The 13444-nt window shown below is 50.8% G+C and carries 11 protein-coding genes and 2 tRNA genes; 10 read left to right on the top strand and 3 right to left on the bottom strand.

From position 1 onward, the window contains the following. The first annotated feature begins 17 nt into the window (after positions 1 to 17). The gene (gene rfbD, locus AACH41_RS07510; RefSeq protein WP_338654136.1) at positions 18 to 935 is read left to right on the top strand and encodes a dTDP-4-dehydrorhamnose reductase; all 918 of its coding nucleotides are present in this window, start codon (positions 18 to 20) and stop codon (positions 933 to 935) included. Positions 936 to 948: 13 nt separating this feature from the next. Here the strand turns inward: rfbD and queD are convergent, their stop codons facing one another. Together queD and AACH41_RS07500 are read right to left on the bottom strand one after the other, a co-directional pair. Continuing rightward, positions 949 to 1395 carry a 6-carboxytetrahydropterin synthase QueD gene (queD, locus tag AACH41_RS07505; RefSeq protein WP_338654135.1) on the bottom strand — a complete coding sequence of 149 codons (447 nt, stop codon included), beginning with the start codon at positions 1393 to 1395 and terminating at the stop codon, positions 949 to 951. A gap of 70 nt (positions 1396 to 1465) precedes the next feature. Next, positions 1466 to 1639, bottom strand: a complete 174-nt coding sequence (locus AACH41_RS07500; RefSeq protein ID WP_194747616.1) for a hypothetical protein — start codon at positions 1637 to 1639, stop codon at positions 1466 to 1468. A 221-nt stretch (positions 1640 to 1860) separates the two neighbouring features. On the opposite strand from AACH41_RS07500, the gene AACH41_RS07495 reads away from it, so the two are divergent. From AACH41_RS07495 to AACH41_RS07485, 3 genes are all read left to right on the top strand, one after another. Beyond that, positions 1861 to 2391, top strand: coding sequence for a glutathione peroxidase (locus tag AACH41_RS07495; protein WP_228518728.1), 531 nt, complete (start codon positions 1861 to 1863; stop codon positions 2389 to 2391). Positions 2392 to 2573: 182 nt separating this feature from the next. Further along, positions 2574 to 2649, top strand: a tRNA-Ala gene (locus tag AACH41_RS07490). Between the two features lie 89 nt (positions 2650 to 2738). Next, a tRNA-Glu gene (locus AACH41_RS07485) sits at positions 2739 to 2814 on the top strand. Between the two features lie 162 nt (positions 2815 to 2976). On the opposite strand, the gene queF is transcribed toward AACH41_RS07485, so the two are convergent. After that, the gene (gene queF, locus AACH41_RS07480; RefSeq protein WP_194747615.1) at positions 2977 to 3423 is read right to left on the bottom strand and encodes a preQ(1) synthase; all 447 of its coding nucleotides are present in this window, start codon (positions 3421 to 3423) and stop codon (positions 2977 to 2979) included. A 79-nt stretch (positions 3424 to 3502) separates the two neighbouring features. On the opposite strand from queF, the gene smc reads away from it, so the two are divergent. The 6 genes from smc (at position 3503) to AACH41_RS07450 (ending at position 13207) form a co-directional block, all read left to right on the top strand. Further along, positions 3503 to 7012 carry a chromosome segregation protein SMC gene (gene smc, locus AACH41_RS07475; RefSeq protein WP_338654127.1) on the top strand — a complete coding sequence of 1170 codons (3510 nt, stop codon included), beginning with the start codon at positions 3503 to 3505 and terminating at the stop codon, positions 7010 to 7012. A gap of 52 nt (positions 7013 to 7064) precedes the next feature. Next, complete coding sequence (locus tag AACH41_RS07470) at positions 7065 to 8498, top strand: cell division protein ZipA C-terminal FtsZ-binding domain-containing protein (protein ID WP_338654123.1); 1434 nt, start codon at positions 7065 to 7067, stop codon at positions 8496 to 8498. Between the two features lie 2 nt (positions 8499 to 8500). After that, positions 8501 to 10585, top strand: a complete 2085-nt coding sequence (ligA, locus tag AACH41_RS07465) for an NAD-dependent DNA ligase LigA (protein WP_338657589.1) — start codon at positions 8501 to 8503, stop codon at positions 10583 to 10585. Between the two features lie 59 nt (positions 10586 to 10644). Then, positions 10645 to 11466 carry a tetratricopeptide repeat protein gene (locus tag AACH41_RS07460; RefSeq protein ID WP_338654122.1) on the top strand — a complete coding sequence of 274 codons (822 nt, stop codon included), beginning with the start codon at positions 10645 to 10647 and terminating at the stop codon, positions 11464 to 11466. A gap of 177 nt (positions 11467 to 11643) precedes the next feature. After that, positions 11644 to 12591: a protein-methionine-sulfoxide reductase catalytic subunit MsrP gene (gene msrP, locus AACH41_RS07455; protein WP_194747608.1), complete on the top strand. Its 948-nt coding sequence runs from the start codon at positions 11644 to 11646 to the stop codon at positions 12589 to 12591. A gap of 61 nt (positions 12592 to 12652) precedes the next feature. Continuing rightward, the gene (locus AACH41_RS07450; RefSeq protein WP_338654119.1) at positions 12653 to 13207 is read left to right on the top strand and encodes a protein-methionine-sulfoxide reductase heme-binding subunit MsrQ; all 555 of its coding nucleotides are present in this window, start codon (positions 12653 to 12655) and stop codon (positions 13205 to 13207) included. Positions 13208 to 13444: the final 237 nt, after the last annotated feature.

The raw sequence follows: 13444 nt of genomic DNA, 5'->3' as shown, positions 1-13444 counted from the left end.
GGACCTTGCTCACGCATATGAAAAAAATCCTGTTAACAGGCGTCAATGGTCAAGTGGGGCATGCACTTGCCGCACAGCTGCAACAACAGCCCATTGCTCAAGTACAGCTAATCAGCTGTACCCGCCAACAACTGGACCTCAGTCAGCCAGTGCACATCCGACAAGTCATCCGCCAGGTCAAACCAGACCTGATTATTAACCCTGCCGCCTATACCGCGGTAGACCAGGCCGAAACCGAGCGTGAACTTGCCTTTGCCATCAACGCCACGGCCCCACAAATCATTGCAGAAGAAGCCGCACGACTGAATGCAGCGCTGATCCATTTCTCGACTGACTATGTATATGACGGCAGCAAAGCCACAGCTTACCTTGAAACTGACGCAGTTAATCCAGTCAGTGTTTATGGCGCCAGCAAACTTGCTGGCGAGCAGGCAATTGCTGAGGTTGGCCTCCCGCATCTCATCCTGCGTACCAGCTGGGTCTATGGCAGCTACGGCAAAAACTTCCTCAAAACCATCATTCGGTTAGCACAGAGTAGTGAACAACTACGCATTGTGGCAGACCAGCATGGCGCCCCCACGGCCGATATCGCGATTGCTGAAGCAGTCGCGCAATTAATTGAACGCTGGCATCCGCACAACGCTGAACAAACCGGGATTTATCATTTGGTGAATCGAGGTGAAACCACCTGGTATGGTTTTGCCAGTGAGATTGTGGCGCAGTATCAAGCGCTGGCGCTAAAACAGGGCTGGCCCGCCTTGCTACTTAAAGAGCTGCAAGCCATATCAACTGCAGAATACCCAACGCCTGCCAGACGCCCTCAAAACTCAAGGCTGGTCAGTGATAAGCTGGAGCAGGTGTTTGGTGTGCGTTTGCCGGGATGGGACACATCACTTGCGCAAGTCATGCCAGCGTTGAGTGCGCTGGAAAATTAATTCTGATCGCAGACTATTTCTGATCGAATGCGTCCGTCCAGCTATTGGGCGTTTCGTAAAGGCGAACCCTTACCAGCTTGAGCTGATTGCCGAAGGTATCACGATATTGGGCCTTGAGCAGCTTAAAGGCTTCCGCAGCCATGTTTTCTGCCGTCGGGATGGTTGGGAACACCACAGTCTTGTGATTGGGCAAGCTGTTTAGAAAATCCAGCACCGCCGTATCGCCATGGTAGACCAGAAAAGCATGGTCCCAGCGATCGACAATGGTTTCACGGGCAATTCTTTTTACATCGGCAAAATCCATTACCATGCCATTTTCAGAGGCATGCTCTGCATGAATCACCTCTCCAGACAGTGTAATTTCAATTGCGTAGCGATGACCGTGCAGATTACGGCATTGACTCTTGTGATCAGGAATGCGATGGCCCGCATCGAATTCCAAGCGTGTAGTAATTTCCATCACGCCATTATATCAGCAACCACGGCTCACGCTGATGCGCGATCACGGATTGCAAATGCAAGTGCATGCATCAATACAAATCATCAATATTCATCAATGCATCTTCATCGGCAGAGTAGTGCTTATGACTTTTTTCATAGCTACCATAGCCACTGTCATAATCATCGACTTCATCGCCGGCAAAGTCTTCGAGCATTTGATCGATTTTCTTGAATTTATCGTTAGGTGCTGCTTTTTGTAACATGATGATCTCCCATGACGTTATTCTGTTAACAAAACCTGTCAGTATCAAATTGCTTTAGAACATCTTTAGCATAGACTGTGCCAAGCATGGCAAAGGTTCCTTACAAGAAGGTTAACGGCACCTATTAAAAAAAGTAAAATATGAAAACTTAATTGAGAACAATCAAGCTAACACATTGTCTACAAAGGCATAACACAATCATAACTATTTGGAGAGATGCAATGCGCAGTTTTATATTGATGTTTTTAACCCTGGGGGGGGTATCCATGGCTGAGGCAGAATGTCTACCGTTATACCAGCACCAGTTTAAGACACTGCAAGGTCAAACTGTCGATTTTTGTCAATTTCAGGACAAGCCAGTGCTCATTGTGAACACTGCCAGCAAATGCGGATTCACGCCACAGTTTGAAGCGTTGGAGGCCATGTATGAGCAATATAAAGATAAAGGGCTGGTGGTGATTGGCTTCCCCTCCAATGATTTCCGTCAGGAGCCTGGCAACAACAAGCAGATTGGCGACTTTTGCAAGCTGACTTATTCGGTCAAGTTTCCTATGGTTGAAAAGTCCAGCGTGACTGGAAGTGGCGCCAATCCGCTTTATCAGCAACTGATCAAACAAACAGGGCAGGCACCACAATGGAATTTCTACAAATATCTGATTTTGCCAGGCGGGCAGAAGGTCTATTCTTTTAACAGTATGACACGTCCGGAAAGTGAAGAAATTCTCGGCAAGATCAAACCCCATCTCAAGTAAGTTTCTCAAGGTTTTTACGGCAGGCTCTGTAGCAAAACAAGGCAGGGCCTCATAAAACAAAACGATATAAAGTTTTTTTCATGTTTTCTTATCAAAGTCGTTGACAAGATATCTGGGCATCATTAATATGGCGCCTTCTTTGAATTGCACTGCAAAACAAAGAACTGCAATACCAGAGATTTGGGGGTATAGCTCAGCTGGGAGAGCGCTTGCATGGCATGCAAGAGGTCAGCGGTTCGATCCCGCTTATCTCCACCAAGTGATTGAAAATATTGAATTTTTTTAAAAAATAAATATTTTAATTATTTGAAAAACTGGTATAATGCACGGGTTGTTAAATTTCTTAGGTCCCCATCGTCTAGAGGCCTAGGACACCTCCCTTTCACGGAGGCGACCGGGGTTCGAATCCCCGTGGGGACGCCAAAAATCACTCAGTGATTTCTAGCTTTAAATTTCATATTTATTTAAATTACCTGCTTATTAAAGCTTAAGCTTCTTTAAGGCTATGGTGTAAAGCTGCGTACAGATTACGCAGTAAAAAACCCGGCATTGCCGGGCTTTTGTTTTTTTGCATGGTCAAATGGCTTATCCGCGTATATTACTTTGCGCAGAAAACTGAGAGAGCTCGACAAAAGGTTGTGGCTGCCAGCCTGGGGCACGATGTTCGGCCACCACATTGGTGAAAATGCCACCACGGACATAAAACTTGGCGGTTACGCGCATAAATTTTGGGTCTATGGCAGAGACTAGATCATCCAGAATCTGATTGGTGACCGCTTCATGGAAGCAGCCCTCATCGCGGAATGACCACATGTAAAGTTTAAGACTCTTGAGCTCAACACATAACTTGTTGGGAATATAGTCCAGATAAATCACCGCAAAGTCAGGTTGACCGGTTTTTGGACACAGGCAGGTAAACTCTGGAATTTCCATATGGATATGGAAGTCTCTCTGCGAATTGGGATTTTCAAAAGTTTCCAGTGTTTTAGTCGGTTGTGCAGTGGGTTTCCCACCAAGTAAATGTTCGTTCATTGTGCGCATGTTTCGTCTTAAAAATGGGTATTATAACGCTTAAGCGACCACTCAAATTCTTATAAGCAGTTTACTTACTTTGCGTCTGACACATTTAAAACTTGCGGGGTTCAAGTCTTTTGTTGATCCAACGACCATCCACCTGCATGGGCAGCGTGTGGGCGTGGTAGGGCCCAATGGCTGTGGCAAGTCTAACGTCATGGAGTCGGTCCGCTGGGTGCTGGGCGAATCCTCCGCCAAGGAAATGCGCGCCGATGCCATGGACGCAGTGATTTTTAACGGATCTTCGCATCGCAAACCTATTTCGCGGGCCAGTGTCGAGCTCATTTTTGATAACAGCCTGGGTGGTGCCAGTGGCGAGTGGAATCAATATGCTGAAATCTCGGTCAAGCGTGTAATCGAGCGCGATAAGGGCTCAAGCTACTATATTAATAACACTGCGGTACGCCGTCGGGATGTGGCGGATTTGTTTTTGGGCACCGGCCTTGGGGGACGTGCTTACGCCATCATCGGTCAAAACACGATTTCACGTATTGTTGAAGCCCGGCCAGAAGAGCTGCGAGTATTTCTCGAAGAAGCCGCAGGGATCAGCAAATATAAAGAGCGCAGGCGTGAAACAGAGCTACGCTTGCGTGATACACGTGAGAATCTTGCGCGCGTGGAAGATATTTCACGCGAGATGAACAAGCAGATTCTCAAGCTGGAGGCGCAAGCCGTGGTGACGCAGAAATATCAGTCACTGCAAGCGGCGTACCAACTGGCTGAGGCGCAATGGTGGTGGTTGCGCAAGCGAGATGCTGTGCTGACTTACGAGGCCGCTTCACAAGCGGTAGCGCACGCAGTGAATGCGCTGGAGGAGAAAGTTGCGGCGTTAAGGCGTTGCGAGCTGGTTTTGGAGCAGGCTCGACAGCAGCATCAGGCCGTATCAGGCGAATTGCATACGGCACAGGCGGCCTTTTACGAGGCCAACGCGCAAGTTTCCAATCTGGATTTACAAGTCAAGCAATCGGAAGAGGCCCGCTTAAGACTGCTGCAACAGCAGCAACAGCTGCAGGGGCAGATTGAACGTGGTAGCCAGCAGCAAGCGCAGTTACAACAGCAACTGGACGAAAAAACCACGGCACTTGCCTCCGCACAACAAACGCTGACCGAACAAGCGCAGCAGTTGCAAGCCTTGCAACAGGCTTTGCCTGCACAGTCATTACAGTTGCAAGGTATACAGCAAGCCGCCAGTGAAGCACAGCAAGCCGTGCAGCAATGCCGCCAGCAGATGCAACTGGAGCAGAATAACGTACAGTTTTTGCAACGCAATCTTTCTGAATCCAGCCAGCGCTTGCAACAGTTACAAGGTGAGCTATCAGCCTGGGCCTTGCCAGATATGCAGGCCTTGGAGGGGTATAAGCAGCAGCAGGCGCAACAGCAAGCCCAGTTGCAGCAAGAAGAACAGCAGCTACAACAATGGCGGGTAGATGAGCAGCAGCAACAGCAATGGTTGCTGCAAGCCAGGCAAGACTGGCAGCAGGCTCAACGCCAGCTGAACCAGCTTGAAGCCGAAATCCAGTCTTTGCAAAAGTTGCTGCAAAGCCTCAAGCAAGACCAGCAACTAGGGCCCTGGTTGCAACAAAGCGGTTTGCAATCAGCGGCGCGTTTGTGGCAGGCGGTAGAGGTGGATGCCGCATGGCAACCCGCACTCGAAGCGGTCCTGGGCTATAAACTGAATGCCTTGCTCACTGAATCTTTGCCGATGTTGGCTACATTACCGCATCCGCAAGCCGCTTTAGCCATAGCCATGGCTGGAACGGCGCGCGATAGTTTACCAGAGCGTTGGCAAGGATTGCCTAGCCTATATAGTTTGCTTACGCTCAAGCAGCCGGAAATTGCCGGTGCCTTGCAACACTGGCTCATGGGCATTTATGTGATTGAGGATATTGCCCAAGCTGGCCACTTTCAATCGCAACTCCCGGCAGGCGTGAGTCTGCTTAGCAAGCAAGGGGATCTCTATCAACGCTATAGCGTGGTTTATCATGGCCGCCAGAATGCCATGCAAGGCGTGTTGGAACGGCAGCAGCAACTGGTCAAGTTACAGGCCGGTTTGGAAGCCGCGCAAGCTGCGGTTAATCACACCCAGCAGCAGGTGCAACTGATTGAACAGGCGCTGCAACAGTTGCGCTTGCAACAGCAGCAGGCACATCCACGGATCAAACAATATACCGCAGCCATGCATGAGGCGCAGATGCAACAGTCAAGCTTGCAGCAGGCCTATGACAACGCGTCGCGCAGGCAAACCGCTTTGCAACAAGACCTGTCTGCGCTGCAAGTACGGCAGCAGAGTCTCAATGACGAGATTTTGCAAGCGCAAGCCAGGATCGCGCAGTATCAGGCGCAGTTTGCCAGCCTGGAACAGGCGGCGCGCGAAGCGCAGGCCCTCAAGCATCATGTAGAGCAAGCCTATTTTGATGCGCGTGACAGCGTACAGCAGGCTGAAAAAGCGCATCAGTCACAAGTATTCGAGCAAACCCTGTTGCAAAATGCTGTCAATGATTTGCAGCACCGCTTGAGTCAGCTCAGCCAAGAGCGTGAGCATTTGCAATTACGCCTGCAAGAAACCGAGCAAACGCTGGCCGTCAGTGCCATGGAAACCTTGAAGGCACATTTGGCACAGGCCTTGGACAAGCAGCACACTTGTGAGCATGCGCTGGCGCATGTGCGTAACGATCTGGCGCAGAAAGAAGCCGTTTTGCAGTCAGAAGAGCGTCAGCGCATGCAAATCGAGCAGCAATTGCATCCCTTGCGCGACACCGTTGAGCAACAAAGACTTAAACAGCAGGCCTGTCAGCTACAAGTCGAGCAATGCCAGCAGTCTTTGTCTGAAACGGGGCTGGATGAAGCCTTGCTTCAGCAAGGGCTAAATCATGACAGCAAAGCCGAAACACTGGCACAAACGACCCAAAGGTTACAACAGCAGATCCAGCAACTCGGCGCAGTCAACCTGGCTGCGATTGAAGAATTAGCCAGCGAGCAGGCGCGTAAAGGGTATCTGGACAGTCAACTGCAAGACCTGCTCACCGCCAGCGAAACGCTGGAAGAGGCGATCCAGAAAATAGACCGCGAAACCCGCGGAAAACTGCGCGCAACCTTTGATGAAGCCAACCGTCACTTTGGCGAATTATTTAATACCTTGTTTAATGGCGGCAATGCTAAGCTGGTGCTGTTGGGTGATGAAATTCTGGATACCGGCGTACAAGTCTTTGCGCAACCGCCAGGCAAAAAAAACACGACCATCCAGTTATTATCCGGGGGCGAAAAAGCGCTGACGGCCATGGCGCTGGTGTTTGCGCTGTTCAGGTTAAATCCGGCTCCGTTTTGCCTGATGGATGAGGTGGATGCACCATTAGATGACAGCAACACCGAGCGTTTCTGCCAACTGGTGCGCGTGATGTCAGAAAAAACCCAATTCTTGTTTGTTTCTCACAACAAAATCACCATGGAGATGTCTGAACAGCTAATTGGGGTCACCATGCAAGAGTCGGGCGTGTCACGGATTGTCGATGTGGATATCGAAGAGGCCATCCGCATGCATGCGGCTTAGCGCCAGTTTTGTTGTATCATAATGCAAGCGTTATAAAGGATTGTTAAGTCACATGTCTGATTTGTGGATGATATTGGTGTTGCTCGGGGTCAGCATCGTTCTGGCAGTGGTTGTATTTAACTGGTGGCAGGAAAAAAAATATCGTAGAGACGTTGAATACCGTTTTAGTCATACCCGTAGTGATTTACTGGATGGCGAGCCTGCCGCCAAGGTCAAAGAGGCTGCCAAGAAAGCTGCCGTGGATACCGCGCCTGTGTCCGAGGAGGTAGAGGGCTGGATGTCTGAGCCCCGTGTCCGCCAAACTGGCGTGCGGCCTTCAGCTCAACCTTCTGTTAAAGTTGAGCCTGAGTTTTCCAATCCGCCCCCGGAAAAAGCCGCAGAGCCTGCCAAGCTTAAACCAAAACCAGCGCCTGCCACTTCTCCGGTCAAAACAGCGCCTGTTCAACCTGCTCATGAGCCAATTGTCAATGTGACCAAGCCAGAACCGCTCACCCCACAGGTGTCGGCTTATCAACCGCCAGTCGCAGTGCCAGCGCCGGCTGTGGTAGCAGAACAACCGACTTTTACTTTTGAAGCACCGCCAGTCCAGGCCTTGGAAGAGATGCCATCGGCAGAATCGGCTTCCTTGTCCCCGACACTGCCGGACTTGCCTGCTGAAGTGCACCCCTCTATGGATTGGATCGGCTTGATTGATGCGCCGTTAGGCGTCATGTTGGTTGAGCTGGAAGATATGCAAGCTGAGGTACGTACGTTCCCACAACATGCCACCCTCTGGGCGCAGAGCGCGACAACGGGCGAGTGGCAGGATGTATTGGCTCTGGATGCTGCCGCCATGCAAACACAAACGCCCGCCAGTCAGGTCGCTTGCAGTTTGCAATTGGCTGACCGTGGTGGTCCGGTTGATCAGGAAACGCTCAAGCGCTTTCAGAAGTCCATGGAAACATTGGCCAGAGCCTTGGGCCTGACTGTGGTATGGCAGGGCGAATATGAGCCTGCATTACAAGCACAAGCGATAGATGCTTTCTGTATCGACGTTGATAAAGCCGTTGAATTTCATGTGTTAGCCAACCAGGGCATGTTTCATGCGACCAAGCTGCGTGGCTTGGCTGAAGCTTGCGGCATGCAGCTGAGTGCCGAAGGCCGCTTCGAGTTATTGAATGCTGACGGTCAATTAGTGTTTTCAGTACGTAATTACGAGGGCAAGCCATTTTCTGCTGATATGTTGAAATCCGCAGTGATGACTGGGGTGACTTTCCAGCTGGATATTCCTACTACGCCTGACAGTTTGCAAGTGTTTGACCAGATGGTCGAAATTGCACGTCATCTGGCGACTAGCCTCAATGCCGCCCTGATTGACGTCAACCGCAAAGCGATTGGTGATCCACAGCTGGATAAAATCCGCCAGCAACTCAAAAATATCTCTAATGCAATGGCGACGCAGGGGATTATCCCCGGTAGTAGCCATGCCAAGCGCCTGTTCTCCTGATGATGTCCATGCAAGAGGCTGCGCTGGCGTTGCAGCAGCTCAAGCAACGTATTGCCGAGTATGACTATCACTATTATGTGCTGGACGCGCCCTTGGTCAGCGATAGTGAATATGATGGCCTCTACCGTCAGCTGGTCGAGATTGAGCAGCAATATCCAGACCTGATTACTGCGGATTCCCCCAGTCAGCGGGTGGGTGGTCAGGCATTGTCTGCTTTTGAAAGTGTGCAACATCGGCAAGCCATGCTTTCCCTGAATAATGCCTTTGCAGACGACGAGCTAGAAGCGTTTGACCGCCGAGTGCGTGAAGGTACCGGGGAGGCCGTGGTGGCGTATGCCGTCGAGCCAAAATTTGATGGCTTGGCGATTACCCTGACCTATGAGCACGGGCTATTTGTGCAGGGCGCGACCCGTGGTGATGGATATACGGGGGAGAATGTCACCCACAACCTCAAAACCATACGCGCCATTCCCAGCCGCTTGAATATTGCGCAGCCACCAGCCTTACTTGAGGTGCGCGGCGAGGTCTTGATGTTGAAAAGAGACTTCGAGAAGCTCAATCAGCAACAGGCCGCTGCTAATGGCAAACTGTTTGCCAACCCGCGGAATGCCGCAGCAGGTAGCTTGCGCCAGCTGGATCCTCACATTACCGCCAAACGCCCTCTACATTTCTTTGCCTATGGTCTGGGCGCCAGCATAGGCGTGCCGGAATTAAACACTCATTCTGAAGCCATTCAATACCTGGCTGACTTGCGTTTTCCTGTCAGTGATTTGCGCGCGGTGAAAATAGGCGCTCAGGGGTTGCGTGAATACTATGCCGAGATTGGCGAAAAACGGCACCAGTTACCGTTTGACATCGATGGCGTGGTCTACAAAGTGAATGACTTTGCCTTGCAGACCAGCCTAGGCTTTGTTTCGCGTGCGCCGCGCTGGGCGGTGGCACACAAGTTTCCGGCCGAAGAGGCGACAACCATTGTTGAAGATATTTCTGTGCAGGTGGGCCGTACTGGTGCAATCACACCTGTTGCCAGATTGAAACCCGTATTTGTAGGCGGCGTAACGGTTACGAATGCCACCTTGCATAACGAGGATGAATTAAGGCGCAAGGATATCCAGATCGGCGACACCGTGATTGTCAGGCGGGCAGGGGATGTGATCCCTGAGGTTGTTTCGGTAAAAACAGAATTACGCCCGGCAGATGCGCGCCGCTTTGTCATGCCTGCCGTCTGCCCGGAATGTGGCTCGCATGTGGTCCGTCCGCAGGATGAAGCAGTGGCACGCTGCACTGGTGGATTAATCTGCCCCGCACAGCGTAAACAGGCCATTACACACTTTGCTTCACGCCGTGCCATGGATATTGAGGGCCTGGGTGAGAAACTGGTAGACCAGCTGGTTGCACGCGAACTCGTCCATCATCTGGATGATATTTACCGTTTGACCCTGCCCATGCTCAGCGACCTTGAACGGATGGCAGAAAAATCTGCACAAAATGTGCTGGTAGCCATTGAAAAAAGCAAGCAAACGACCTTGCCCAGATTTATTTATGCATTAGGGATTCGCAATGTGGGTGAGGCCACTGCAAAAGACCTGGCACAACATTTTGGCAATCTTGATGCCTTGATGCAGGCCGATGTAGCCGCACTCACGCAAGTCAAGGATGTCGGGCCGATTGTGGCGGAAGCTGCATATCAGTTCTTTCAGGAACCGCATAACCGCGAAGTGATCGCCGCCATGCGCGATTTAGGTGTGCATTGGGCCGACATTGAAAAAAAGGCCGCTTTGACCCCGTTTGCTGGCAAAACCTTTGTGCTGACTGGCACATTGCCTACGCTCAAGCGTGACCAAGCCCAAGCGATGATTGAAGCCGCGGGCGGTAAGGTCAGCGGCAGTGTCTCGGCCAAAACCAGTTATGTGGTGGCCGGAGAAGAGGCGGGCAGCAAACTTGAAAAAGCGCAGCAACTGAATATCGCCATTCTGGATGAAGCTGCATTGCTCGTCATGTTACAGGCCGCTTCTGAAGATGACACGACAACGGAAACGCCCTCTGATTCAATCGAACCTCTCTCAAAACAATCGAGTTTATTCTGAATATGAACTTAAAATTAACTTTAATTTTTGCTGTTAATCTATTGATTATAAATGAATCAATGGCTAAGGATGCTGCATTAGATGCCTGCGATACTGCCGTCCAAAAACATCAATACGCTGAAGCCGTCAAACTTGCGGAGCAGCATGCAAAACAGGCTGAATTTTGGCTTTGCAAAGGCCGCGCGCAATCGGGTTTAGGGGATAACACCGCCGCCCAGCAGAGCTTTAAACAGGCACTAAGCCTCAAGCCGGAAGGGCTGGATCTGATTGCGGCGCATATGTTGTTGGGCAATGCGCAGCTGGAAGCCAAAGTGCATGCCGCAGCGCTGGAGAGTTATCAGCAAGCATTGAAATTTAGCGAGCAGCAAAACATGCGCCGCTATGCCCGCGTTGCCCACAACCTCATCGGCGAAGCCTATTTTGAAATGGAGCAGTATGCTGACGCGCTCAAATCATTTGAAGCCGGCGAAAAGCTCTCCTTGAACGACGACGAGCGCGCGGATAGCTATATCCACGAAGCCATGACCTATCAGCAGTTAAAACAGGCTGAAAAAGCGATTGAATATCAGCTCAAAGGTGTCCTGATGCTGCGCAAATCAGGCACCCCTGACCAATATGCTGAAGCCAGCCTGACTTTGGGGCAATTGTTTACCGATAAAAAAGACTTTGTCGGGGCAGACAAAACCTACCAGCGCTTGATGGACTATGCGCATGACAATGGCGGCGAATTTTATGAAGCCAAGACCGCCATTCAATGGGCCGCTTCAAAAAAGGCACAAGGGGATCATGCGGCTGCGCAACAGTTACTGCAGCAAGCCCGTACCATTGCCGCCAAATTAAAAGATGCTGAACTGGACGCCTTGTTGACACAGGCAAAATAAAGCATTCCCAATCAAACTGGATGATTTGCGCTTGAGGCCCAGTTAAGGGCCTCAAGTGACGCATTTAGCCCTGTCAAACGTCCCTGGCAGTTAAAGTTTTATTTTTATTTGGAATCCCCTGTAAGGTTTTCCTGTCATACGCGACAAACATACAATTGTCACCACACAGGAAACAACATGCAATTTGACCCTCACCGCAGCAACCCCAGCGGAATCTTACCCTCAGAAATCACGCCGCAAGCGCTGTTTGAACAACGCCGGACCTTGATCAAGGCTGCTGGTATCGCCGCTGCCAGTTTGTGGTTGCCAACCACGGCACAGGCAGCGCAAACGCTGGAGTTTCAAAAAACCGCCTATGGCAAGGAGGAGACGCTCACCGCTTTGCAGGACGTGACCAATTACAATAATTATTATGAGTTTGGCACCGGCAAAGAAGACCCGGCGCGCGAGGCGGTGCTGTTCAAGCCGACGCCATGGACCATCAAGATAGAAGGTGCGGTCAAGCAAGCGAAAACCATAGGCATTGAGCAACTGATGAAGCTGGCACCGCTTGAAGAGCGGATTTATCGTATGCGCTGTGTCGAGGGCTGGTCTATGGTCATCCCATGGATAGGGTTGCCACTCAAGGCGCTGATTGACTGGGCGCAACCGACCGGCAATGCAAAGTATATTGAATTTGTGTCGTATAACGACCCCCGGCATATGCCTGGCGCGCGCATGCCAATACTGGACTGGCCTTATGTGGAGGGGTTGCGTATGGATGAGGCCATGCAACCACTGACGATTCTGGCGGTGGGACTGTATGGCAAGGTCTTGCCAAATCAGAACGGCGCACCAGTGCGTCTGGTGGTGCCATGGAAGTATGGGTTTAAAGGGGCCAAAGCCATTTCTACCATTCGCTTTGTAGAGCAGATGCCAACGACAACCTGGATGCGGGCTAGTCCGCGTGAATACGGGTTTTACGCCAACGTAAACCCGCAAGTCGATCATCCACGCTGGACGCAGTCCTCAGAGAAGCGTATCGGCGCAGGACTGTTTGCCGGGCGCGTGAAAACCAAGCTGTTTAATGGTTATGAAGAAGTCGCCAGCTTGTATGCCGGGATGGATTTGAAGAAAAATTTCTAATATGAGTCCTTTATTCACATGGCCTTCTCTTTCAGTGAAAGACCGCATCAAGGGGGTAAAGATGCTGGTTTGGCTAGGCGCATTACTGCCGATACTGCGCCTGGTCTATCTGGGGGTTACCAATGACCTGGGGGCGAATCCGGTTGAACTTATTGAGCGTTCGACCGGCACGTGGGCACTGGTATTTTTGTTACTGTCACTGAGTGTGACACCGCTTAAATCTCTCACCCGTCTAGGCTGGTTGATCGCCGTGCGGCGCCTGTTAGGGTTATGGATGTTTGCCTATGCCAGTTTGCATGTGACCAGTTATGTCTGGCTGGATTATCAGTTCGACTGGTCAGACATGGTCAAAGATATCGTCAAGCATCCCTATGTGCTGGTTGGGGCATTGGCTTTATTATTGACTGTGCCGTTGGCGGCTACTTCTAACCAGGCAGCCATGCATGCCCTTAAACAGCGCTGGAAAACATTGCATCAACTGGTGTATGTGATTGCGGTCTTGGCCTTGCTGCATTTCTGGTGGCTGGTCAAAAAAGACCTGACCGAACCGATCATTTACAGCGGGGTGTTTGGCTTGATCATGCTCTTGCGTTTGCCTGTCTTTAGTAGAAAGTAGATTTGGGCGATTTTTCTTTGATTTTTTATGATGCAAAGCCATCTTACGTGGGACGAACTCCAATCGCCGGATTTACCCCAAAGTGAGGCCGGGGAGGGGGATGGTCGCGCACTGTTTCTACCCGCGAACTTGCTTGCAGCCAGACAAGTGTTAAGGTATCTGTGCTTGACATCGCACTGCTTTTTGGACACATTATTGTAAATATAATGCGCAGCCATCCATTGGTAGTGCTATTCT

Origin of the sequence: Methylophilus sp. DW102, from assembly GCF_037076555.1 — a bacterium.
GTDB classification, from domain to species: domain Bacteria; phylum Pseudomonadota; class Gammaproteobacteria; order Burkholderiales; family Methylophilaceae; genus Methylophilus; species Methylophilus glucosoxydans.
This window is presented reverse-complemented; position numbering and strand designations above follow the sequence as displayed.